The 21,866-nt window shown below is 71.2% G+C and carries 20 protein-coding genes and 1 pseudogene; 11 read left to right on the plus strand and 10 right to left on the minus strand.

Annotated elements, in window-relative coordinates:
- Positions 1–319 precede the first annotated feature (319 nt).
- The 11 genes from ybgC to folD all read left to right on the plus strand — a co-directional run bounded on the left by ybgC (position 320) and on the right by folD (position 12,367).
- A complete protein-coding gene (gene ybgC, locus ACESL7_RS02150) occupies positions 320–721 on the plus strand; it encodes a tol-pal system-associated acyl-CoA thioesterase (RefSeq protein WP_372890989.1) in 402 nt (133 codons plus the stop codon).
- A 166-nt stretch (positions 722–887) separates the two neighbouring features.
- The gene (tolQ, locus tag ACESL7_RS02155) at positions 888–1,583 is read left to right on the plus strand and encodes a protein TolQ (protein WP_372890991.1); all 696 of its coding nucleotides are present in this window, start codon (positions 888–890) and stop codon (positions 1,581–1,583) included.
- 4 nt (positions 1,584–1,587) lie between these two features.
- Entirely contained in the window at positions 1,588–2,058 is a 471-nt protein-coding gene (gene tolR, locus ACESL7_RS02160) for a protein TolR (protein ID WP_372890993.1), read from the plus strand.
- 10 nt (positions 2,059–2,068) lie between these two features.
- Positions 2,069–3,238 carry a cell envelope biogenesis protein TolA gene (locus ACESL7_RS02165; RefSeq protein WP_372890995.1) on the plus strand — a complete coding sequence of 390 codons (1,170 nt, stop codon included), beginning with the start codon at positions 2,069–2,071 and terminating at the stop codon, positions 3,236–3,238.
- A gap of 88 nt (positions 3,239–3,326) precedes the next feature.
- Entirely contained in the window at positions 3,327–4,661 is a 1,335-nt protein-coding gene (gene tolB, locus ACESL7_RS02170; protein WP_372890997.1) for a Tol-Pal system beta propeller repeat protein TolB, read from the plus strand.
- A 90-nt stretch (positions 4,662–4,751) separates the two neighbouring features.
- Complete coding sequence (gene pal / locus ACESL7_RS02175; protein ID WP_372890999.1) at positions 4,752–5,270, plus strand: peptidoglycan-associated lipoprotein Pal; 519 nt, start codon at positions 4,752–4,754, stop codon at positions 5,268–5,270.
- A gap of 4 nt (positions 5,271–5,274) precedes the next feature.
- Positions 5,275–6,132, plus strand: coding sequence for a tetratricopeptide repeat protein (locus ACESL7_RS02180; RefSeq protein ID WP_372891001.1), 858 nt, complete (start codon positions 5,275–5,277; stop codon positions 6,130–6,132).
- The gene (gene tilS, locus ACESL7_RS02185) at positions 6,129–7,373 is read left to right on the plus strand and encodes a tRNA lysidine(34) synthetase TilS (protein ID WP_372891003.1); all 1,245 of its coding nucleotides are present in this window, start codon (positions 6,129–6,131) and stop codon (positions 7,371–7,373) included. The genes ACESL7_RS02180 and tilS overlap by 4 nt, the downstream gene beginning before the upstream one ends.
- A 77-nt stretch (positions 7,374–7,450) precedes the next feature.
- A complete protein-coding gene (gene ftsH / locus ACESL7_RS02190) occupies positions 7,451–9,373 on the plus strand; it encodes an ATP-dependent zinc metalloprotease FtsH (protein WP_372891005.1) in 1,923 nt (640 codons plus the stop codon).
- Between the two features lie 228 nt (positions 9,374–9,601).
- Positions 9,602–11,275, plus strand: a complete 1,674-nt coding sequence (locus tag ACESL7_RS02195) for a formate--tetrahydrofolate ligase (protein WP_372891007.1) — start codon at positions 9,602–9,604, stop codon at positions 11,273–11,275.
- A 195-nt stretch (positions 11,276–11,470) separates the two neighbouring features.
- Positions 11,471–12,367, plus strand: coding sequence for a bifunctional methylenetetrahydrofolate dehydrogenase/methenyltetrahydrofolate cyclohydrolase FolD (gene folD / locus ACESL7_RS02200; RefSeq protein WP_372891009.1), 897 nt, complete (start codon positions 11,471–11,473; stop codon positions 12,365–12,367).
- A 135-nt stretch (positions 12,368–12,502) separates the two neighbouring features.
- On the opposite strand, the gene ACESL7_RS02205 is transcribed toward folD, so the two are convergent.
- The 10 genes and pseudogenes from ACESL7_RS02205 to ACESL7_RS02250 form a co-directional block, all read right to left on the minus strand.
- The gene (locus ACESL7_RS02205; RefSeq protein WP_372891011.1) at positions 12,503–12,946 is read right to left on the minus strand and encodes a PaaI family thioesterase; all 444 of its coding nucleotides are present in this window, start codon (positions 12,944–12,946) and stop codon (positions 12,503–12,505) included.
- Positions 12,947–13,027: 81 nt separating this feature from the next.
- Entirely contained in the window at positions 13,028–13,708 is a 681-nt protein-coding gene (pdeM, locus tag ACESL7_RS02210; protein WP_372891013.1) for a ligase-associated DNA damage response endonuclease PdeM, read from the minus strand.
- Between the two features lie 115 nt (positions 13,709–13,823).
- Positions 13,824–16,226 (minus strand): ligase-associated DNA damage response DEXH box helicase, encoded by a 2,403-nt coding sequence (locus tag ACESL7_RS02215; RefSeq protein WP_372891015.1) that lies wholly within the window; start codon positions 16,224–16,226, stop codon positions 13,824–13,826.
- 55 nt (positions 16,227–16,281) lie between these two features.
- Positions 16,282–17,592, minus strand: a complete 1,311-nt coding sequence (locus ACESL7_RS02220) for a P-loop NTPase family protein (RefSeq protein ID WP_372891017.1) — start codon at positions 17,590–17,592, stop codon at positions 16,282–16,284.
- Positions 17,593–17,688: 96 nt separating this feature from the next.
- Positions 17,689–18,183 carry an A24 family peptidase gene (locus ACESL7_RS02225; protein ID WP_372891019.1) on the minus strand — a complete coding sequence of 165 codons (495 nt, stop codon included), beginning with the start codon at positions 18,181–18,183 and terminating at the stop codon, positions 17,689–17,691.
- A gap of 5 nt (positions 18,184–18,188) precedes the next feature.
- The gene (locus tag ACESL7_RS02230) at positions 18,189–19,037 is read right to left on the minus strand and encodes a tetratricopeptide repeat protein (protein ID WP_372891021.1); all 849 of its coding nucleotides are present in this window, start codon (positions 19,035–19,037) and stop codon (positions 18,189–18,191) included.
- 30 nt (positions 19,038–19,067) lie between these two features.
- Positions 19,068–19,622: a tetratricopeptide repeat protein gene (locus tag ACESL7_RS02235; RefSeq protein ID WP_372891023.1), complete on the minus strand. Its 555-nt coding sequence runs from the start codon at positions 19,620–19,622 to the stop codon at positions 19,068–19,070.
- A 28-nt stretch (positions 19,623–19,650) separates the two neighbouring features.
- Positions 19,651–20,631, minus strand: a complete 981-nt coding sequence (locus ACESL7_RS02240) for a type II secretion system F family protein (RefSeq protein WP_372891025.1) — start codon at positions 20,629–20,631, stop codon at positions 19,651–19,653.
- Positions 20,632–20,643: 12 nt separating this feature from the next.
- Positions 20,644–21,612 (minus strand): type II secretion system F family protein, encoded by a 969-nt coding sequence (locus ACESL7_RS02245; protein ID WP_372891027.1) that lies wholly within the window; start codon positions 21,610–21,612, stop codon positions 20,644–20,646.
- Positions 21,613–21,616: 4 nt separating this feature from the next.
- Positions 21,617–21,866 (minus strand): annotated as a pseudogene (locus ACESL7_RS02250) (CpaF family protein); the annotation flags it as partial.

Genomic DNA, 21,866 nt, shown 5'->3' on the forward strand with positions numbered 1-21,866 from the left:
GTAGTCCTCGGCATAGCTCATCGTCGTCCTCCTCCCGGGTCTTTCGCGCGCCTTTTCGCGGTTTACGCGCCGTCGCGGGCGGCGTCCAGCATGGAGGCGGTTCCGAGGTCGTGATACTCTTCCAGAATTTCCGGTACCGGAGGTCGGGCGTTCTTGAGCACTGAAACAGCCCTTTGGGGCGGCCGCAGGCCTGCGCCGGCCGCAGCGCAGCCCTTGGGCGGTGCGCCGGGCTTTCCAACGCCGCGCGTGCCACCACTGCGCCGCGCCTTGAACCGTGCCGATGCCGGGCGCAGGGTCGCACCGCCACGGAGGACACCGAATGACCCACCGTTTCCGGCTCCGCGTCTACTACGAGGACACCGACTTCGGCGGGATCGTCTATTACGCCAACTACCTGAAGTTCATCGAGCGCGCGCGCAGCGAGTGGGTGCGCGAGCTGGGTCTCGACCAGCGGGCGATGAAGGCGGAGGCGGGCACCGTCTTTGCCGTGCGGCGCATCGCGGCGGAGTATCTGAGCCCCGCGCGCTTCGACGATCTGCTGGATGTCGAGACGGAGGTGCTCTCCGCCCGCCCCGCGCGGATGACCCTGCGCCAGCGGGTGCTGCGCGACGGCGCGGTCCTTTTCGACTCCGAGGTGGAGCTGGTGGCCATCGGGCCGTCGGGGCGGCCGGTGCGCCTGCCGGAGGCGCTGCGCGCACGCGGGGCGCCGCCGCCGGCGTGAACCCGCGGATGGCACGGCGCGCACACACGGTTGTGTTGGCCTTGGCGTGTCAAATCGGCTAAAGATGGCGAAAAGACGCCGCGCCGCGCTCCCACCCGGGCGCGAGGGCGGTCGAGGCAGGCCGGTGCGGCGGTGTCGCGCTGCAAGAACAGAACGAGCAGGCGGAATGGAAACGGAAGCTCTGGCGCTCGCGCAGGAGATGGATTTCTCCATGTGGGGGCTTTTCGCACGCGCGACGCTCACGGTGAAACTCGTGATGGTCGTGCTGGTCCTGGCGTCCTTCTGGGCCTGGGCGATCATCATTCAGAAACTCATCGCCTACCGCGCCGCGCGGGCCGAGGCACGCCGCTTCGACGCCGCCTTCTGGTCGGGCGAGCCGCTCGACGAGCTCTATGCGTCGCTCGGGCCCGAGCCGTCGGGCCGCGCCGAGCGCGTCTTCGCCGCCGGCATGGGCGAGTGGCAGCGCAGCCACACGACCGACGGCGGGCTGATCGCCGGCGTGCAGTCGCGCATCGAGCGCAGCATGGACGTGGCCATCGCGCGGGAATCCGAGGAGTTGCAGAAGGGGCTGCCGGTGCTGGCGACGGTGGGCTCCACCTCGCCCTTCATCGGGCTTTTCGGCACCGTCTGGGGCATCATGCACGCCTTCATCCAGATCGCCGAGGCGGGTAACACCAACCTCGCCGTGGTCGCGCCGGGCATCGCCGAGGCGCTGCTGGCGACCGGCCTCGGGCTGCTCGCGGCGATCCCGGCGGTGATCTTCTACAACAAGCTCTCGGCGGATGCCGACCGGATCACCGCGGGCTACGAGGCCTTCACCGACGAGTTCGCCACCATCCTCAGCCGCCAGCTGGACGGGTGAGGCGATGGGCGCAGGGGTCACCCAGAAGGCCGAGATGCCGCGCCGCGGGCGGGGCCGCCGCCGCCGCGCGGTGCCCATGGCCGAGATCAACGTCACGCCCTTCGTGGACGTGATGCTGGTGCTTCTGATCATCTTCATGGTCGCCGCGCCGCTGATGACGGTCGGCGTGCCCGTCAACCTGCCCGAAAGCGCGGCGCGGTCGCTGCCCACGCCGGAGGAAGAGCCGCTGACCGTCACCATCACCGGGGAGGGCACCGTCGCGATCCAGACCACCGAGGTGCCCACCGAGGAGCTCATCCCCCGGCTGCGCGCCATCGCCGAGGAGCGCGAGAGCCCGCAGATCTACCTGCGCGCCGACGGCGGCGTGCCCTACGCCCGCGTGATGGAGGTGATGGGCGCGCTGAACGCCGGCGGCTTCGACCGGATCGGACTGGTGACCGAAAGCGGTGGGCCGCGCCTCGGCGCGGAGGAGTGAGGGGCCGCGCGTGCATGTCGGGCATTACATCTCCGGCGCGGGGCACATCCTGCTCCTTGGCTGGGCCTTCGTCGGCGGGGCCTTCGAGTCCGAACCGCTGACGATGGAGGTGGCGGAGGTGACGCTGATGACGGGCGAGGAGTATGCCGCGCTCGTCGAGCCCGGTGCCGCGCCCGAGGACGCTGCGCCCGGCGCCGAGACGCCCGAGGCGCCGCAGCCCGCTCCCGAAACGCCCACCCCAGAGGCGCCCGGCGCCGAAACACCGCCCGACCGGCCCGATCCACCGGACGCGGCGCGCGATCCGTCCCCCGACTCGACGCCGGAGCCTCCCGAGCCCCCGGCACCGGAGCCCCCGGCACCGGAGCCCGAGGCGGCCGAGCCCGATCCGGCCCCGGAGCCCGCGCCGCCCCCCGATACGCCGACGCTCGTGCCGGACGAGACGCTGCGCCCGAGTGCCCGCCCGGCCGACCGGGTGGCCCCGACCCCGGCGCCTCCCGCGCCGCCCGAGGCGGAGACTGCGCCCGACCCCGCGCCGAGTGCCGAGCCGGCCCCGGAGGCGCCGCCCGCCCCGGAGGAGCCGCCCGCGGCGCCCGAGGAGGCGGCCCCCGAGATCGTCACCGAGGCCGAGGAGGCGCCCTCGGGCGCGCCGCGCGCCTCCCGTCGCCCGCCGTCCCGCCCCGCCGCGCCATCCGAGCCGGAGAGCGAGACGGAAAGCGAGACGGAGACCGAGACAGCCGAGGCCGCGCCGGAGGAGGCCCCGGCCGACGCGCCGGACGAGGAGACCGACGGGGCGGCGACGCGGGCGGCGGTCGACGAGCTTCTTGCCGAGGCGATGGGCGGCGACGACGAGGCCGCGCCCGACGCGCCGCCGCTCAGCCGCGGCGAGCGCGAGGCGCTGCGCGTCGCGGTACAGCAGTGCTGGGTCGTGGACGTGGGCAGCCGGGCGGCCGACGTGACCGTGACCGTCGGCATGGAGATGAACCCGGACGGGACGGTGGTCGACGGCTCGCTGCGGATGCTCTCGGCCGAGGGGGGCTCGGGCCGGGCGGTGGAGACGGCCTATCAGGCGGCACGCCGCGCGGTGCTGCGCTGCGGGCGCGACGGCTTCGACCTGCCGGAGGAGAAATACGAACGCTGGGAGCGGATCGAGATGGTCTTCGATCCCTCCGACATGCGGTGAGCGCGCCGCCGGCGGCCTTGCGCGGCGTGCCGCGAGCCGCTTGACTGGATACACGGGCCGCGGCACGGGCGGTTAAAGGGAGAGAACGATGATCGATCGGCGAACTCTGCTGGGCGGGCTGGCGGCGCTGCCGGCGCTCGGGATTGCGCGGCCGCTCGCGGCGCAGGACGACGGGCCGCTGCGCATCGATATCACCGAGGGCGTGATCGAACCCATGCCCTTCGCCGTGCCGGACTTCGTCACCGAGAGCGGCGGCGACACGGACTGGGGACGGCGCCTCGCCCGGGTGGTGGGCGCCGATCTGGCCGGCACGGGGCTCTTCCGCGAGATCCCGCAGGATGCCCATATCGCCACGATCACCAGTTTCGCCTCGCCCGTGGCCTTCGCCGACTGGCGCGCGGTGAACGCGCAGGCGCTCGTCACCGGGGCGGTGACGGTGCAGGGCGACCGGATCGAGGTCAAGTTCCGCGTCTGGGACGTGGTCGCGGGCGCCGAGCTCGGAGACGGGCTGCGCTTCCAGGGCACCACCGAGAGCTGGCGGCGCATGGCGCACAAGGTGGCCGACGCCGTCTATTCGCGGATCACGGGCGAGGACGGGTACTTCGACAGCCGCGTCGCCTTCGTTTCCGAAAGCGGGCCGAAGGGCGAGCGGCGCAAGCGCCTCGCGGTGATGGACTACGACGGCGAGAACGTGCGCTACCTGACCGATGGCGATTCCCTCGTGCTCGCGCCGCGTTTCTCGCCCACCGGCGACCGGCTGCTTTACACCAGCTACGAGACGGGCCGGCCGCGAATCTACCTGCTCGACGTCGGCTCCGTCTCGCGGCGCGCGCTGCCCACCCGGGAGGGGGCGACGGCCTTTTCCCCGCGGTTCAGCCCGGACGGGCGCCAGGTGCTCTACTCGCAGGCCGCGGGCGGCAACACCGACCTCTGGCGGCTCGACATCGCGAGCGGACGGACCGAGCGGCTGACGCGCGCGCCCTCGATCGAGACGGCGCCGAGCTATGCGCCGGACGGCTCCCGCATCGTCTTCGAGAGCGACCGCTCGGGCGGGCAGCAGCTCTACGTCATGCAGGCCGAGGACGGCAGCCCGCGCCGGATCAGCTTCGGGCAGGGGCGCTACGGCACGCCGGTCTGGTCGCCGCGCGGCGACCGGATCGCCTTTACCAAGCAGGCGTCCGGCCGCTTTCACATCGGCGTGATGCGTCCCGATGGCTCCGACGAGCGGCTCCTGACGGCGAGTTTCCTTGACGAGAGCCCGACATGGGCGCCGAATGGTCGCGTCCTCATGTTCAGTCGCGAGACGCAGGGCGAGCGCGGCACCTCGGCGCTCTATTCCGTGGATGTCTCGGGGCGGAACCTGCAGCGGGTGCCGACGCCCTCGGGCGGATCGGACCCGTCGTGGGGCCCGCTTCAGTCCTAAGGCGGCTTTCGCGCGCGCGGCGCGCTGTGGTATCGACATCGTGACGGACCCGCGCGGGCAAAAGGCGCGGCAGGGCAGGAGAGACCGGGCATGACAGGACTTGGCAAGGTGGCGCTGATCGCGGGGGCCCTGGCCCTCGCCGGATGCGCGGATCAACGGTTCGGCGCGGGCGCCGGCATGGGGGGCGACGATGCGGCCGGGGCTGCGGCCGGTGCGGACGCCGGCAGCGCCTCGGATCCCACGAGCGAGGCCTTCTTCCAGGAAACCGTGGGCGACCGCGTGTTTTTCGCGGTGGATGAGTCCACGCTTTCCGCCGAGGCCGAGACGGCGCTCGACCAGCAGGCCGAGTGGCTGATGGCCAACAGCGACTTCGACGCGACCATCGAGGGGCACGCCGACGAGCGCGGCACGCGCGAGTACAACATCGCGCTCGGCGATCGGCGCGCCAACGCGGTGCGCGACTACCTCGTGAGCCGTGGCGTCGCGCCGAACCGGTTGACGACGCTCAGCTACGGCAAGGAGCGACCGGTCGCGCTCTGTTCCGACGAAAGCTGCTATTCGCAGAACCGCCGCGCGGTGACCGTGCTGGCGCTCGGCGCGGGGGTCTGACGGGATGCGGCGTGCGGTTGCGGCCGGGTGGGGCGCGCTGCTGGCGCTCGCGCTGGCGTTCGGCGCGCCGCTGGCCGCCCAGGACGACTCGACGGAGCGTGAGCGCACGCTCGCCGATGTGCGCCAGGATCTGAACGTCCTCTACGTCGAGATCCAGCGCCTGAAGCGCGAGCTCTCGACGACGGGCGGGCCGTCCGTCGCGACCGGCGAAGGGGCGCTCCTCGACCGGGTGGACGCGATCGAGGGCGCGCTCCGGAGCCTCACCGCGCGCACCGAGGAACTCGAGCACCGTGTCGAGCGCATCGTCGAGGATGGCACGCAGCGGATCGGCGATCTGGAATTCCGCCTCGTCGAGCTCGAGGGCGGCGACATCAGCCAGCTCGAGGAAACGACGACCCTCGGCGGAGAGGCCGAGGGCGAAGATCGGGCGTCCGCGTCCGCGTCCGATCCGGCGCCGGAGGCGGCCGGCCCGCAGTTCGCCGTGGGCGAGGAGGCGGACCTCGAGGCGGCCGAGACCGCGCTGGAGGCGGGGGAGGCCGAGCGCGCCGCTGCGCTCTTCCGCACCTTCCGCGACGATTATCCCGGCAGCCCGCTGGCGCCGCGCGCCGCGCTCGGCCTCGGCCGCGCGCTGGAGGCGGCGGGCGACACCCGCGAGGCGGCCCGGGTCTGGCTCGACGGGTTCTCGGCATCCCCGGATTCGGAGGTGGCGGACGAGACGCTTTTCCGGCTCGGCGATGCCCTGGCCGAGCTCGGGCAGACGGACGCGGCCTGCCCGATCCTCGCCGATGTGGGCGTGCGGTTTCCGGACTCCGCCTTCGCGGCGGAGGCGGAAACCCGGCGCGAGGAGTTGTCCTGCCCGTGACGCTCGACCGGCGGGCGGTCGCCACGCTCGACCGGCTCCTGCCGGACCCCCCGCCGCGGCTGGGGGTCGCCGTCTCGGGCGGTGGCGACAGCATGGCGCTTCTGCACCTCTGCCACGCCTGGACCGAGGCGCGTGGCGTCGCGCTCGCCGCGATCACGGTCGATCACGGCCTGCGCCCGGAGGCAGCCGCCGAGGCCGCGCTCGCCGCGCAGGCCTGTGCGGGCCTCGGGGTCGCGCACGAAACACGGGCCTGGGCCGACTGGAACGGGCGCGGCAACCTTCAGGATGCGGCCCGGCGCGCGCGGCGCGCGCTCATCGCCGACTGGGCGGCAGAGTGGCGCGTCGGGGCCGTGGCGCTTGGTCACACCCTCGACGATCAGGCCGAGACCGTGCTCATGCGGCTCGCCCGCGGCTCCGGGGTGGACGGGCTTTCCGGCATGGCGCAGGCGTCGCGGGACCACGGCACGCTCTGGCTGCGCCCGCTTCTCGGCGAACGGCGCGCGGCGCTGCGCGACTGGCTGCGGCGCCGCGACATTCCCTGGGCCGAGGACCCGTCGAATGCCGACGACCGCTTCGCGCGGGTGCGGGCGCGCGCGATCCTCGAGGCCTGCGCGCCGCTCGGCCTCGACGCCGGGCGCCTCGCGCGCACGGCCGACGCCATGCGCCGCGCGCGCGAGGTGCTCGGCGCGGCGGCGGCCGATCTCGCCGCGCGGGCCGCCGAGGTGACGGCCGGGGCGGTGGCGCTCGATCGCGCCGCGCTCGCCGCCGCGCCCGAGGAGACGCGCCTGCGCCTGATCGCGGCGGCGGTCGGGCTCATCGGTGGCCGTGCCTACCGCCCGCGTCTCGACGCGCTGGAGGCGCTCGCGGAGGCCGGCACGGGGACGCTCGCCGGCTGCCGCGCGGTGACCGCGGACGGGTGGCTCTGGATCGCGCGGGAGGCCGCGGCGGTCGCCGATCTCGTCGCCCGCCCGGGCAAGGTCTGGGACGGTCGCTGGCGCGTCACGGGGCCGCGGGACGACGTTTCGGTCGCCGCGCTCGGCCCCGACGGCCTCGCGCAGTGTCCGGGGTGGCCCGCGACCGGGCTTCCGGCCGCGGTGCTGGAGGCGAGCCCGGCGGTGCGCGACGGGGCCGAACTGGTCGCCGCGCCGGTGGCGGCACCTCGCGTCGGGGCGACGGCGGGCTGGCGGGCGGAGCCCGTCCTCGCGGACTGCGACCTCGCCGCGCGGCTGTCCGCGCATTGATCCGGCCGCGCCGATTTCTATGTTAGGAGGGACCGTGCCGTGCTAGGCACGGTCTTGGATTTTACAGGAGTGTTCCCTTGGGCAACGCACGCAACATCGCCTTCTGGGTGGTTCTGTTCCTCCTGATCCTGGCGCTCTTCAATCTCTTCTCCGGCGGCAACTCCACCATGCAGAGCCGCGAGATGAGCTACACGGAGTTCGTCGAGTCGGTCGAGAACAACAACGTCAGCGCCGCCACCATCGACGGCGAGCGAATCCGCTTCCGCGGCAACGACGGCAACGACTACGTCGCCGTGAAGCCCGAGGACGCGCAGGTGACCGAACTCTTGATGGACAACAGCGTGGAGATTCGCGCCGAGGTGCAGGAGCAGTCGGGCTTCCAGACCTTCCTTCTCTCGCTTCTTCCCTTCCTCCTGCTGATCGGCGTCTGGATCTACTTCATGAACCGGATGCAGGGCGGCGGCCGCGGCGGGGCCATGGGCTTCGGCAAGTCGAAGGCCAAGATGCTGACCGAGAAACATGGCCGCGTCACCTTCGACGACGTGGCCGGCATCGACGAGGCCAAGGACGACCTCGAGGAGATCGTCGAGTTCCTGCGCAACCCGCAGAAGTTCTCGCGCCTCGGCGGCAAGATCCCGAAGGGCGCGTTGCTCGTCGGCCCGCCGGGCACCGGCAAGACGCTTCTGGCGCGCGCCGTCGCGGGGGAGGCGGGTGTGCCCTTCTTCACCATCTCGGGCTCCGACTTCGTCGAGATGTTCGTCGGTGTCGGCGCCAGCCGTGTGCGCGACATGTTCGAGCAGGCCAAGAAGAACGCGCCCTGCATCGTCTTCATCGACGAGATCGACGCGGTGGGCCGCTCGCGCGGCGCCGGCTACGGCGGCGGCAACGACGAGCGCGAGCAGACGCTCAACCAGCTCCTGGTGGAGATGGACGGCTTCGAAGCGAACGAGGGCGTGATCATCGTCGCCGCCACCAACCGCAAGGACGTGCTCGACCCGGCGCTCCTGCGTCCCGGCCGTTTCGACCGCGAGGTGACGGTCCCCAATCCGGACATCAAGGGCCGCGAGAAGATCCTCGGCGTGCACGCCCGCAAGACGCCGCTCGGCCCGGACGTGGACCTGCGCATCATCGCGCGCGGCACGCCCGGGTTCTCGGGCGCCGATCTGGCAAACCTCGTCAACGAGGCGGCGCTGATGGCGGCGCGGGTCGGCCGGCGCTTCGTCACCATGGAGGACTTCGAGAACGCGAAGGACAAGGTGATGATGGGCGCCGAGCGACGGTCGATGGTGCTCACGCCCGAGCAGAAGGAGAAGACCGCCTACCACGAGGCCGGTCACGCCATCGTCGGCATGACGCTGCCGCAGTGCGACCCGGTCTACAAGGCGACGATCATTCCGCGCGGCGGCGCCCTCGGCATGGTGGTCTCGCTGCCGGAGATCGATCGGCTGAACTGGCACAAGTCGGAGTGCGAGGAGAAGCTCGCCATGACGATGGCCGGCAAGGCGGCCGAGATCATCCACTACGGCGAGGAGATGGTCTCCAACGGGCCGGCGGGCGACATCCAGCAGGCGAGCGCGCTGGCGCGCGCGATGGTGCTGCGCTGGGGCATGTCCGAGAAGGTGGGCAACATCGACTATGCCGAGGCGCACGAGGGCTATTCCGGGCAGACTGCCGGCCTGTCGGTTTCGGCGCACACCAAGGAACTGATCGAGGAAGAGGTGAAGCGCATCGTCTCGGAGGCCTATGAGCGTGCGCACGCCATCCTGAAGGAGCGCAAGGAGGACTGGCAGCGTCTGGCCGAGGGTCTGCTCGAATACGAGACGCTCACGGGTGAAGAGATCAAGCGCGTGATTCGGGGCGAGCCGCCGCATCTCGGCGAAGACGAGGACGACAAGCCCTCCTCCGGCAGCGCGCCCTCGGTCACCGCGATCCCGAAGACCCGGCCGAAGCGCAAGCCGCCGACCGAGCCGGGCCCGGACATGGAGCCGGAACCGACCTGATCCGGCCCCGACGCCGAGACCGCCCCCGAAGCCCGCGCTTCGGGGGCGTTTTTCTGCGCGGTGCTCCGCACCCGCCGCGGGGCCGGCCGCCGAGCGTCCCGCACACCGCGGCACACCGCCGCAACAGCGGCGGGAAATGTCGGAAACACGCGTTGGCGCTGCCCGCACGCGCGGTATAGGCGGGGACGAGACGCGCCCGCAGACGCCGCCAAACCCCAAGGGACGGACATGAGCCACAAATCCGACATCGAGATCGCCCGCGAGGCTTCCAAGCGCCCGATCCAGGAGATCGGCGCGACGCTCGGCATCGGGACTGACGATCTGCTGCCCTACGGCCACGACAAGGCCAAGGTGAGCCAGCCCTTCATCGACGGCCTCGCCGACCGGCCGGACGGCAAGCTGATCCTCGTCACGGCGATCAACCCCACGCCGGCGGGCGAGGGCAAGACGACGACGACGGTGGGCCTCGGCGACGGGCTGACCCGGATCGGAAAGAAGGCCGCGATCTGCATCCGCGAGGCGAGCCTCGGCCCCTGCTTCGGCATGAAGGGCGGCGCGGCCGGCGGCGGCTACGCGCAGGTCGTGCCGATGGAGGAGATGAACCTCCACTTCACCGGCGATTTCCACGCGATCACCAGCGCGCACAACCTGCTCGCCGCGATGATCGACAATCACATCTACTGGGGCAACAAGCTGGATATCGACCAGCGCCGGGTGGTCTGGCGCCGGGTGATGGACATGAACGACCGCGCGCTGCGCGATATCGTCACGAGCCTCGGCGGCGTACCCAACGGCTTCCCGCGGCAGACCGGCTTCGACATCACCGTGGCCTCGGAGGTCATGGCGATCCTCTGCCTCGCCTCCGACCTTGCCGACCTGGAGCGCCGGCTGGGCGAGATCATCGTGGCCTACGCCCGCGACAAGGCGCCGATCACCTGCCGCGACATCGGCGCGGACGGGGCGATGGCGGTGCTCCTGAAGGACGCGATCCAGCCCAACCTCGTGCAGACGCTGGAGAACACCCCGGCCTTCGTGCACGGCGGCCCCTTCGCCAACATCGCCCATGGTTGCAACTCGGTCATGGCGACGAAGACGGCGCTCAAGCTCGCCGACTACGTGGTGACCGAGGCGGGCTTCGGCGCCGACCTCGGCGCCGAGAAGTTCATGGACATCAAGTGCCGCAAGGCCGGTATCGCGCCTGACGCCGTGGTGGTCGTGGCCACCGTCCGCGCGATGAAGATGAACGGCGGCGTCGCCAAGGCCGACCTCGGGGCCGAGAACGTCGCTGCGGTGGAAGCGGGCTGCCCGAACCTCGTCCGGCACATCGAGAACGTGAAGAGCTTCGGCGTGCCGGTCGTGGTCGCGATCAACCACTTCGCCGGCGACACCGAGGCCGAGATCGAGGCGGTGAAGGCCCATGTCGCGGAGCAGGGGGCCGAGGCGGTGCTCTGCAAGCACTGGGCGCAGGGATCCGCCGGTGCCGAAGACCTCGCGGAGCGCGTCGTCGCGCTCGCCGACGGCGCGGCGAATTTCGCGCCGCTCTACCCGGACGACATGAGCCTTCTCGAAAAGATCGAGACCGTCGCCACGCGCATCTACCGCGCCGACGGCGTGGTGGCCGACGCCAAGGTGACCCGCCAGCTCGGGGAGTGGCAGGCCGCGGGCTTCGGCCAACTGCCCGTCTGCATGGCCAAGACGCAGTACAGCTTCACCACCGACCCGACCGTGCGCGGCGCGCCCACGGGATTCACCATCCCGGTGCGCGAGGTGCGGCTCTCGGCCGGTGCGGGATTCGTCGTGGCGATCTGCGGCGAGATCATGACGATGCCGGGCCTGCCGTCCGCCCCCGCGGCGGAGGCGATCCGGCTCAACGAGGCGGGCCACGTCGAGGGGCTGTTCTGAAGCGGGCGTGGGCCTGCAGGCGCTGATGCAGGCGCGCAGGGAACCGCCCGCCCGGGGCGTCGAGCCCCGGCCGGGCGGGCCTCCGGCGGGGATATTTGGACCAAGAAGAAGGCTCGGACGCGGATCGGAGGCAGGGCGCGCGCCCGCAGGCGCCGCGGGCCGGCCATCCGGCGGGCGCCGAGCGTGGGGGACGACATGACGGCGGAGATCATCGACGGCAAGGCCTTCGCGGCGCGGCTGCGCGGCGAGGTGGCGGAGCATGTGGCGGCGCTCGACCGCGAGCACGGGATCACCCCCGGGCTCGCCGTGGTGCTGGTGGGCGAGGATCCGGCGAGCCAGGTCTACGTGCGCAACAAGCACAGGCAGACGCTCGAGGTCGGCATGCAGAGTTTCGAGCATCGCCTGCCCGGCGAGACGCCGGAGGCGGAGCTTCTCGACCTTGTCGGGCGGCTGAACGGCGACCCGGCGGTGAATGGCATTCTCGTGCAGCTGCCGCTTCCCGATCACATCGACGCCGAGAAGGTGATCGCCGCCATCGATCCCGCGAAGGACGTCGACGGCTTCCATGTCTCCAACGCCGGGCGGCTGGCGACCGGGCAGGCGGCGCTCGTGCCCTGCACGCCGCTCGGATGCCTGATGCTGCTGCGCGACCGGCTGGGCTCGCTCGCGGGGCGCGAGGCGGTGGTGGTCGGGCGATCGAACATCGTGGGCAAGCCGATGGCGCAGCTCCTGCTGCGCGAGAGCGCGACCGTGACGATCGCGCATTCGCGCACCCGCGACATCGAGGCGGTCGTGCGCCGCGCCGAGATCGTGATCGCCGCCGTCGGGCGGCCGCGCATGGTGACGGGCGACTGGCTCCGGCTCGGCGCGACGGTGATCGACGTCGGGATCAACCGGGTCGAGGACCCGGAGACGGGCAAGACACGTCTTGTCGGCGACTGCGATTTCGAGAGTTGTTCGGCCGTGGCCGGCGCGATCACCCCGGTCCCCGGCGGCGTCGGTCCGATGACGATCGCCTGCCTGCTCGCCAACACGCTGACCGCCACCTGCCGCGCGGCGGGCCTGCCGGCGCCGGAGGGGCTCACGGCCTGAGGGCTGGTGCGCGCGCGCGCCGGGTCCGGGCGGGTGCGTGGACCCGCGCACCCTGCGGATCGTGCGAGGCGGTGGTCCAGTGGCGGGCGGCCGGGTGCGCGGTCCGCGTGGCCGGTGGTGCATCCCGGCGCGGCGTCACCCGGCGGGCGCGGCGGGGACCATCGTGCCCTGCAGGAGCGCGACCGCGTGGCGCGTCCCGTCCCGCTCCGCCTCCACCTCGGCGGTGACGATGACGAGGCGGCGGCCCGGCTTCACGACGCGGCCCGTGGCGATCAGCCGGTCGCCCGCGCCGGGGGCGAGCAGGTTGATCTTGATCTCGGCGGTGAGAACCTCGCTCCCCTCGGGCAGGAGTGTGAGCGCGGCGTAGCCCGCGGCGCTGTCGCCGAGGGCGAAGGTGAGCCCGGCGTGGGCGTAACCGTGCTGCTGTCGTGCCGAGGGCAGGATCGGCGCCTCGATCACCGCGCGGCCCGGCGCGAGCTCGGTCATCTCGGCGCCGAGCGTCTCCATCAGGCTCTGCGCCGCGAAGCTGGTGCGGATCGCCGTCGCGTGCGTCGGGGGGAGGGTCGTCCGGTCGTCCATGCGCGCCCTGTCTTTGCCAAGCGCCGCGAGAGTGACCCGGCCGGCACCCGGGTGCAATCGTGTTCTGCGTGCCCCGAGGCCTCAGGCGCGGGCGCTGCGGCGGGGGTGCATCGGGACAGGCAGGGCACGCGGGCCGGTGAGAACGGCGATCGCATCGGGGCGCATGAGCCCCGTGAGCGCCGGGTCATCGCAGGCGAGCCCGCCGGTGTAGGTGCCGTAGGCGGGCAGGATCGCCCGGTCCCGGTCGATCAGGAACGCCTTGCGGGCCACGCGGCCCGCGGCGGTGCCGAGCCGCGCCTTGGGGTGGTAGTGCCCCGAGACTTCGGCGGTGGCCGCGGGCGCCGCGATGTGGCGGAAGGTGAGGGGGCCGATCGCCGCCTCGGCGAGATGCGTGCCGCCGAGGTCCGTCGGCCCCGGGTCATGGTTGCCCGCCACCCAGATCCAGCGCCGGCCGGCCTGCAGCCGGGCGATGGTGGTGCGGGCGGCCTCGGGCAGCGCGCGGGCGGCGGCGTCGTCGTCGAAGCTGTCGCCGAGGCAGACGACCGTTTCCGCCCCCGTGGCGGCGAGATCGGTGTCGAGGCGGGCGAGCGTCTCCGCGGTCTCGTAGGGTGGCAGGGCGGCGCCGCCGCGGCGGGCGTGGCGCTCGGCCTTGCCGAGATGCAGGTCCGCGACGCAGAGCAGCCGCAGCGCGGCCCACCAGAGCGCGCCGGAGGGCAGGGCGCAGAGCGCGGCACCTGCGAGCGTGAAGGCGTGACCGTTCATGCAACGTTCCGTGCCCCGAGCGCGCGTCGCTGGCAAGGGGGCGAAAAATCTTCCTCCGAAGATTTTTCACCGCGGCGCGCCGGGACTGCGATTTCTCGTCCGAAAAATCGCGGGCTCAGGCGGGCAGGCCCGCCTCGGCCATGAGCGCAGCGGCGGCCTCCTCGGCGAGGCGTTCGCGGCCCGCGCCCTCGACCGGGACGCGGCCGGCTTCCAGAAAGAGCGGCGCGGCCAGCGGCGTGATGCGCTCCAGCGCCACGTGGTCGATGCGGCCGGCAACGCGCGCGCACATCTCGCGGACGCGGTCGAAATCGACGAGCCCGCGCATCGCCTCGGTGCGGGTGATGCCCAGCATCAGGTGGTCGGGGTCGTATTTGCGCAGCGTGTCGTAGAGGATGTCCGAGGAGAAGGTCGCCTGTTTGCCGGATTTCCTCGCCTGCGGCGTGTTGCGCTCGATGAGCCCGGCGATGGTGGCCGAGGCGCGGAAGGTGCGCTTCATCACAGCGTTTGCCGCGAGCCAGCGCTCGAGCCCCGCCTCGAGCGCCGCGATCTCGAAGAGCGGCGCGGGGTCCGGCACCGCCTCCAGCCCCCAGATCAGCGTGGCGTAGTCGGTGGAGACGAAGCCGAGCGGCGCGAGGCCCATTTCCTCCATCCGTTTCGTGAGCAGGAGGCCGAGTGTCTGTTGCCCGTTCCGGCCCGCGAAGCCGTAGGCGACGAGGTGCTGGCGGCCTTCGTGGGGGAAGGTCTCGATCAGCAGCCGGTCGGGCGCGGGCAGGCGCGAGACGCGGCGCTGGAGTGCCAGCCAATCGGCGGTGTGTGCGGGAAGTTCGGGCCAGGCGTCCTGCCCGAAGAGGCGCAGGATGCGTGCCGAAAGCTGCGTCGAGGTGGCGAACTTGGTGCCGTTGAAGACGGCGATCTTCGGCGTGGTGCGGGCCGAAGGCGAGACTTCGACGGTCAGCTCGCGCAGGCCGTCGTAGCGCACGATGCGGCCGCCGATCAGGAAGGTGTCGCCGGGGCTGAGCGAGGCGGCGAAGCCCTCTTCCACCTCGCCGAGCGTCGGGCCGCGGCCGCGCATGCGCACCTTGAGCGTGTCGGTGTCCTGGATCGTGCCGATGTTCATGCGGATGCGCTGCGCCGCGCGCGGGTCGCGCAGGTGCCAGCGGCCCGCCGCGTCCTGCTTCAGCCGCTGCCAGCGGTCATAGGCCCGGAGGGCATAGCCCCCCGTTGCCGCGAAATCGAGGCAGGCGTCGAAATCCGCCCGCGAGAGGCCCGCGTAGGGCCCGGCGCGGCGCACTTCCTCGTAGAGCGTGTCGGCCTCGAACGGTCCGGCGCAGGCGGCGATCAGGATATGCTGGCAGAGCACGTCGAGCGGCCCCGGCCCACGCGGCTCGCCGTCGAGGTCGTGGTCGCGCACGGCCTGCAGCGCGGCCTGGCATTCGACCACCTCGAAGCGGTTCGCCGGTACGAGAAGCGCCTTGGACGGCGCGTTGTAGCGGTGGTTCGCCCGTCCGATCCGCTGCACCAGCCGCTTGACGTTCTTGGGCGCGCCCACCTGGATCACGAGGTCCACGTCGCCCCAGTCGATCCCGAGGTCGAGCGAGCCGGTGCAGACGACGGCGCGGAGCTGGCCGGCGGTCATCGCCGCCTCGACCTTCTCGCGCTGCGCGCGGTCGAGGCTGCCGTGGTGGATGCCGATGGGTAGGGCGTCGTCGTTGGCGAGCCAGAGGGTGTGAAAGAATATCTCCGCCTGCGCGCGGGTGTTGTGGAAGATGAGCGTGGTGCGGTGCGCCCGCACGGCCTCCAGCACCTCCGGGATCGCGTAGCCGCCGCCGCCGCCCGCCCAGGGGGGCGCGGCGCGGGTGCGCATCATCCGGATGTCCGGGTCGGGGCCCGGGTCGGCCTCGACCACCCGGGCGGGTGCGTCCGCGCGGGCAAGGAACCGGGCGAGCGCCGGCGGATCCTCCACCGTCGCCGAAAGCCCGACGCGGCGCAGGCCGGGCGCGAGGCTCTCCAGCCGCGCCAGCGCGAGCATCAGCTGATCGCCCCGCTTCGAGTCGGCGAGGGCATGGATTTCGTCCACGATCACGCGCTCGAGCCCGGCGAAGATGCGCGGCGCGTCCTCGTAGCTCGTCAGCAGGGCCAGGCTTTCGGGCGTCGTCAGCAGGATATGCGGCGGGTCGGCGCGCTGCCGGCGTTTCTGCGTGTAGGAGGTGTCGCCGGTGCGGTCCTCGACCCGGATGGGCAGGCCCATCTCCTCGATGGGGCGGGTCAGGTTGCGCCGGATGTCCGCGGTGAGCGCCTTGAGCGGCGAGACGTAGAGCGTGTGCAGCCCTTCGTGTCCGCTGCTGGCGAGCTCGGCGAGCGACGGCAGGAACCCCGCCAGCGTTTTGCCGCCACCCGTGGGGGCCACGAGCAGCAGTGCGGGCGCCTCGGCACGCGCGAGCATCTCCTGCTGATGCGGATGGATGTCCCAGCCGCGGGTGGCGAACCAGTCCGAAAAGAGCGGGGGCAGGGCGGTCATGCGCCTCATCTAGCAGAGCCGCCGCCCGTGGGGAGGGGGCCGTGGCCCCGCCCGCTCAGTTCACGATGATCTCGTCGCGCACGAACATGTTGGCCCAGGCCCGGTCGATCAGGTCGGGCGTCATCTGGTAGGGGATGCCTTCGAAGTCGCAGATCGACAGCATCTGGTCGATCAGGAAGACCGGCTGGTAGTTGGCATAGACGTTGTCGATCGCCGGATACTTCTCCTGGAGGAGGTAGACGAGCGACGCCTCGTCGAGCGGCAGACCCTTCTTGCGCGCGACCAGCGCGAAGATCTTGAGGAAGTTCTCCTGGCTCGGGCCGTCCACCTTGATCTTGAAGAAGATCCGGCGGAGCGCCGCCTGGTCGAAGATCTTGTTCGGGTGGAAATTGGTCGAGAAGATGACGAGCGTGTCGAAGGGCACCTCGAACTTCTCGCCCGACTGCAGGGCGAGGATGTCCTTCTGCTCCTCCAGCGGGACGATCCAGCGGTTGATGAGCGCCTGCGGCGGATCCTTCTGCCGGCCGAGGTCGTCCACGATGAAGATGCCGCCCGTCGCCTTGAGCTGAAGCGGCGCCTGATAGGTGCGCGCGGTCGGATTGTAGACCAGATCGAGCATGTCGAGCGTCAGTTCGCCGCCGGTGATGACCGTCGGGCGTTCGCAGCGGACGTAACGGGTGTCGAAGGTACGGCGCCGGCGCAGGGAGCGCGGATCGTCGGTCTCTTCTTCGGCGGCACTGTGCACGATCGGGTCGTAAACGGTGATGACCTGCCCCTCGTAGGCGATCGCGCGGGGCACGTAGATCCTGTCTCCGAGCGCATCGCGGATGCCGTTCGAAATCGAGCTCTTGCCGTTGCCGGGCGGGCCGTACATCAGGATCGAGCGCCCCGAGCTCACCGCCGGGCCGAGGTGGTCGAGCAGGGCGTCCGGCAGCACGAGATGTCCCATCGCCTGCGTGAGTTGCGCGCGGGTGATCTGGATGTTGCGGATCGACTGGCGCGCCACCTGCTCGCGGTAGACCTCGAGCGGCACGGGCATGGCGCCGTAGTATTCCGACTGCGCCAGCGCGTCGTGCACACGCGCCCGGCCCGCGTCGGTGAGCTGATAGCCCATCTCGCTGGCCGCCGTGGCCGAGAGGGTGCCCGTCGCTTCCAGGAGCTTCTGGCCGCGCGCCAGGTCAACGAGATCCTGCGTGACGTTCACCGGCAGGCAGACGGCGCGGGCGAGCTCGCTCACCAGATCGAGGTTCTTGCGGAACATGGTCTTGAGCAGGATGTCCCGCATCATCACCGTGGGGAGCCGCATCTCCTCGAGGCTGCGGGGCGGGGGCGGCGCCGTGACGGCGGCCGGCGCTTCCATGTTCATGCGGTGTCTCCCTGCTTCGCGTGCCGTTGAGCCGCAGGGATGCCAGCGCCGTGGTCCGTGCGCGGGGCGGAATTGCGACGATTCCGTGACGCCGTGTCAGGCGCCGTGCAGCGCGCCGAGCGCGAGGTAGGCGATCAGCGTCGGGCCGAGCGCGACGCCCATCGGGAAATCCCGCGTGCGCTGCCAGCTCTCCCAGTCGGGGGCGAGGCGGCGCAACGGTGTCGCACGCGCCAGCCTGTGCACGAGGAAGGCCGCGAGCAGGACGGCGGCGAAGAGCGTTGCGACCGCGAGCGCGTCACCCGGCGCCACGAAGGGGGCTGCGGCGGCGAGGAACTTTGCGTCGCCCGCGCCGAGGAGCCCGCCGGCGTTCAGCAGGATCCCGAGCACCAGAACGCCCGCCAGCTGCGCGAGGCGCCACGGGTAGTCCGCGAGCGGCAGCGCCCAGAGCCCGACCACGAGGAAGATCCCCGCGAGCGCCAGATTCGCCTTGTTCGGAATTTTCATCGTGGCGAGGTCGGACCACGCCACATAGAGGCAGACAGGCACCGCGAAGGGCAGGAACCAGAGCGCCGCGCTCGCCGCGATTTCCATCGTCTTCAGCCTTCGAGCGCGGCGAGGCTGCGCGCGGCGGGCTCGAAATGCTGGGGATGCGTGTCGAGCGCGTCGCGGAAGAGCCCCCGCCCGGTGGCCACGTCGCCACGCTTCACCGCGGAAAGGCCGAGCGTGTGAAGGAGCTGCGCTCGTTCGGTCTGCGACATCGGGATGACCGGCAGCGTGTACCGGCCCTGCGCGCCGCGGGCGAGGACGAGGTTGTTCTTCGCCGTGAAGAGATCCCCATCCTCCCGGAGTGCCTGCGAGAAGAGGCGCTCGGCCTCCGCCGGTTCGCCGCGGGTCAGCTTGGAGTATCCCCAGTTGTTCAGCACGCCGGCGGGTTGCGTCGTCAGGCCGACGGCCGTCTCGTAGAAGCTGTCGGCGGTCTCCCAGTCCTCGTTGGCGTCGGCGACCATCGCCTCGAGCCGGTAACGGCGGAAGGTCTCGTGCGTGGGCGGAATCGCGTCGAGCACTTCCTCGGCGCGCTCCCAGTCGTCGTTGCGGATCAGCGCGTCGGCGAGGGAGACCTCGTCCTCCTGCGTGGCTTCCTCATGGGCCGTCACCCGCTCCCACTCGGGCACCGCCTGCGCGTTGCGCCCGGCGCGCACCAGTGACTTGGCGAGGCCGCGGCGCAGGTCGATGCGGTCGGGCTGCTGCTCGGCGGCGCGTGTGAAATAGCGCACCGCCTCGGCCGGGTCGGCCGCGCTCAGCATGACCTCGTTCAGGTTGCTCTCGTCCACGACGTTGATGTCGGCCAGCGCGCGATCGACGTCGTTTCCGCCGGACGGCGCGTTGCAGCCCGCCAGCGCGACGACGCCCGCCGCGCAGAGGGCCACTGTGACAGGGTGGCGCATGTGCCTCGCGTCCCTTGCTGCTCTCGCCTCTCAGGGCACGCGGCGGATCAGGTAATCTGAAGAGCCGCGGCGCACCAGTTTGTAATCTTGTTCTGGTTCGCCATCATACGCCTTTTCGTCAAGCTTAGCGAGGGCGCGGCGCAGATTGTCCCGGATCGCGTCGCTTTCGCCATTGTCGAGGGCATAGGCCTTGCGGAAGATCTGCGCGGCCTCCGCCGTCTCGCCGCGTTCCATCAGAACGACGCCGAGGTTGTTCCAGACTTCGGGCCAGGCCTCGCCGCTGTCGGTGACGCGCCGGAACAGCGTTTCGGCCTGATTGAGCCGCCCGAGCCCGATGTTCGCGGTGCCCATCGCGCTCAGCACGTCTGGCGTGAGCCCGCGCCTGCCGGCGGCGCGGCGGAATGCTTCGAGCGCGAGTTCGTATTCGCGGGCCTGCACGAGACGGTGGCCCGCCACCATGCCGTCCACGCCCTCGCGCGAGGGATCGACCGCGGGGGCATAGGTGCGATCCGGCTCGGGCGCGTCCGCGCAGGCGGCGAGCGTCAGGGTCAGGAGCATCGCCCATGCCCCGCGCGCGATGCCCATGCTCGTGCCTCCCCGGTGAGCGTTCCGTTCAGTTGCCGGCGCTCATTTCTCCGAGCTTGCCCAGATCGACGGCCGACGGCCCGATGAGGATGATCAGCAGGGGCGGTACCGTCAACATCATGGTGGTCAGCGTCATCTTGGTCGGCAGCTTGTTCGCGGCCTCCTCCGCGCGCATCACCCGCTTGTCGCGCATCTCGTCGGCGTAGACGCGCAGCGCCTCGGAAATCGACGTGCCGAAGGTCTGGCTCTGGATCAGGACGGTGACGAAGCTCGAGACGTCCTGCACGCCGCAACGCTCGCCCATGTCGGTCAGCACCGCGGCCTTGTCCTTGCCCGCCTTCATCTCGTGGCTGACGATCTCGAGTTCGTCGGCAAGCGCGGGCGCCGAGGCGCGGAGTTCCTGCGCGACCCGCAGGATCGCCTGATTGAGCGATTGCCCCGCCTCGACGCAGACGAGCAGCATGTCGAGCGCGTCGGGGAAGGATTGCGTGATCTGCTCCTGCCGTTCCTGGATGCGTCGGCTGATCCAGTACTTGGGCAGGAAATAGCCACCCGCGCCGGGGCCGAGGATGAAACCGACCTGCTGCTGCGTCGAAAGGTTGTCGGTGCCCACCACGACCAGCGTGTAGAAGAGCCCGATCGCCAGCCCGATCAGGCCGAGCGCCATCTGTGCGAAGTGAAAGATGCGCACGGCCTCGCGCGTGCGGTACCCGGCCTGAAGCAGCTTGAGCCGCATGTCCGAGAGTTCCTGCGCGTCCTGCGGCTCGAGGAAGGTCGCGTATTTCTTGAGCCGCTCGGCGCGGTTGCGATGGCGCAGGGCAGCCTGACCCTGGGCCGGGCGCTCGCGGGTGCCGGCCGCCTCCGCCTTCAGCTTCTCCATCGGGTCCTTCTTCGCGCCGAGCAGGAAGGGCAGCGTGGCGAGCACGAACGTCAGCCCGACCACCCCGAGCGCGATCGCGGGTCCCATCGGGCCGAGCATGTCGGTGAGCAGCGTGAAAAGCGTGTCCACGGGCGGATCTCCTCAGACCTTGATGTTCACGAGGGCGCGCATGACGAAGAGGTTCGCCACGAGAAAGATGCCGACCACGAAGCAGGCGGGGATGAACCACGGGTGGTCCATCACCTCGTCGTAGTAATTCGGGTCGAGCAGGTTGATCGCGATGAGCGCCACGATCGGGAAGGCCGACAGGAACTTCCCCGACCACTGCGCCTCGGCGGTGATGGCCTTGACCCTGCGGAACAGGCGGAAGCGCGCGCGGATCACCCGTGCCAGCCCGGCCAGGATCTCGGCGAGGTTGCCGCCCGACTGCTGCTGGATGGTGACCGAGACGGCGAGGAAGCGCAGGTCCTGCATGTCGAGCCGTTCCGCCATGTGCTTCAGCGCGTCGCCCACGTCCCGGCCGTAGGTGGCCTCGTCGGCGATGACGCCGAACTCGGTGGCCAGCGGATCCTTGATCTCCTTGGAGACGATCGAGAGCGCGGAGGAGAAGGGATGCCCGACGCGCAGCGACCTGACCATGAGTTCGATCGCGTCGGGAAGCTGTTCCTCGATCAGGGCGAGGCGCTTCTTGGCCTTGGTATTCACCCAGAGATAGACGCCCCCGACACCCATCGCGACCGCGGTGACGATCCGCACTGCGAGCCCGGTTTCGGTGGCCACCGAAAGCCCGAAGAAGGCCATCAGCGAAAGACCCGCCATCACCATGATGAGCTGATTGGGCGTGAACGCGAGCGCGGCCTTCTGCGCCTTGTCGGCGAGCAGCGAGTAGAGCGGGATGGACCGCGAGCGCATGTGCTGGTCCATCTCCTTGCGCAGCGTCTCGAGCACCTCCTCGCGCCGGGTGCCGCCCTGCAGCATCTCCAGCCGCCGGTTCACGCGGCTGTTCAGGCTGATCGATTTGCCGAAGATCGTGAGATAGACGCCCTCCACGAGAAAGAGCACGGCGATGAAGATGGCGCCGTAGATCAGCGGTTCTGCCGAGATGCTCATGGTCTCACTCCGCGGCGATGGGGTCGAAAAGGGTGGCCGGCAGGTCGTAGCCCCACTGCCGGAAGCGATCGGCATAGTGGCTGCGCACGCCGGTCGCGGTGAAATGGCCGATGATCTTTCCGTCCGGCGCGAGCCCCATCCGCTGATAGCGGAAGACCTCCTGCATCGAGATCACCTCGCCCTCCATGCCGGTGACCTCGGTGATCGAGACCATCCGGCGCGAGCCGTCCTGCAGGCGGCTGGCCTGCACGATC

Origin of the sequence: Rhodosalinus sp. (assembly GCF_041685465.1) — a bacterium.
In the GTDB taxonomy this organism is placed as follows: Bacteria; Pseudomonadota; Alphaproteobacteria; order Rhodobacterales; family Rhodobacteraceae; genus Rhodosalinus.

What these genes read in the sequence shown, in the direction of transcription:
- ACESL7_RS02220 (WP_372891017.1), bottom strand. Translation starts at nt 17,592, where the DNA reads ATGAACATGGAAGCGCCGGCCGCCGTCACGGCGCCGCCCCCGCCCCGC.
- ACESL7_RS02215 (WP_372891015.1), bottom strand. Translation starts at nt 16,226, where the DNA reads ATGACCGCCCTGCCCCCGCTCTTTTCGGACTGGTTCGCCACCCGCGGC.
- pal (WP_372890999.1), top strand. Translation starts at nt 4,752, where the DNA reads ATGACAGGACTTGGCAAGGTGGCGCTGATCGCGGGGGCCCTGGCCCTC.
- ACESL7_RS02205 (WP_372891011.1), bottom strand. Translation starts at nt 12,946, where the DNA reads ATGGACGACCGGACGACCCTCCCCCCGACGCACGCGACGGCGATCCGC.
- ACESL7_RS02245 (WP_372891027.1), bottom strand. Translation starts at nt 21,612, where the DNA reads ATGAGCATCTCGGCAGAACCGCTGATCTACGGCGCCATCTTCATCGCC.
- tolR (WP_372890993.1), top strand. Translation starts at nt 1,588, where the DNA reads ATGGGCGCAGGGGTCACCCAGAAGGCCGAGATGCCGCGCCGCGGGCGG.
- ACESL7_RS02230 (WP_372891021.1), bottom strand. Translation starts at nt 19,037, where the DNA reads ATGCGCCACCCTGTCACAGTGGCCCTCTGCGCGGCGGGCGTCGTCGCG.
- folD (WP_372891009.1), top strand. Translation starts at nt 11,471, where the DNA reads ATGACGGCGGAGATCATCGACGGCAAGGCCTTCGCGGCGCGGCTGCGC.
- tolQ (WP_372890991.1), top strand. Translation starts at nt 888, where the DNA reads ATGGAAACGGAAGCTCTGGCGCTCGCGCAGGAGATGGATTTCTCCATG.
- ACESL7_RS02180 (WP_372891001.1), top strand. Translation starts at nt 5,275, where the DNA reads ATGCGGCGTGCGGTTGCGGCCGGGTGGGGCGCGCTGCTGGCGCTCGCG.
- ACESL7_RS02195 (WP_372891007.1), top strand. Translation starts at nt 9,602, where the DNA reads ATGAGCCACAAATCCGACATCGAGATCGCCCGCGAGGCTTCCAAGCGC.
- tolB (WP_372890997.1), top strand. Translation starts at nt 3,327, where the DNA reads ATGATCGATCGGCGAACTCTGCTGGGCGGGCTGGCGGCGCTGCCGGCG.
- pdeM (WP_372891013.1), bottom strand. Translation starts at nt 13,708, where the DNA reads ATGAACGGTCACGCCTTCACGCTCGCAGGTGCCGCGCTCTGCGCCCTG.
- ybgC (WP_372890989.1), top strand. Translation starts at nt 320, where the DNA reads ATGACCCACCGTTTCCGGCTCCGCGTCTACTACGAGGACACCGACTTC.
- ACESL7_RS02225 (WP_372891019.1), bottom strand. Translation starts at nt 18,183, where the DNA reads ATGGAAATCGCGGCGAGCGCGGCGCTCTGGTTCCTGCCCTTCGCGGTG.
- ACESL7_RS02235 (WP_372891023.1), bottom strand. Translation starts at nt 19,622, where the DNA reads ATGGGCATCGCGCGCGGGGCATGGGCGATGCTCCTGACCCTGACGCTC.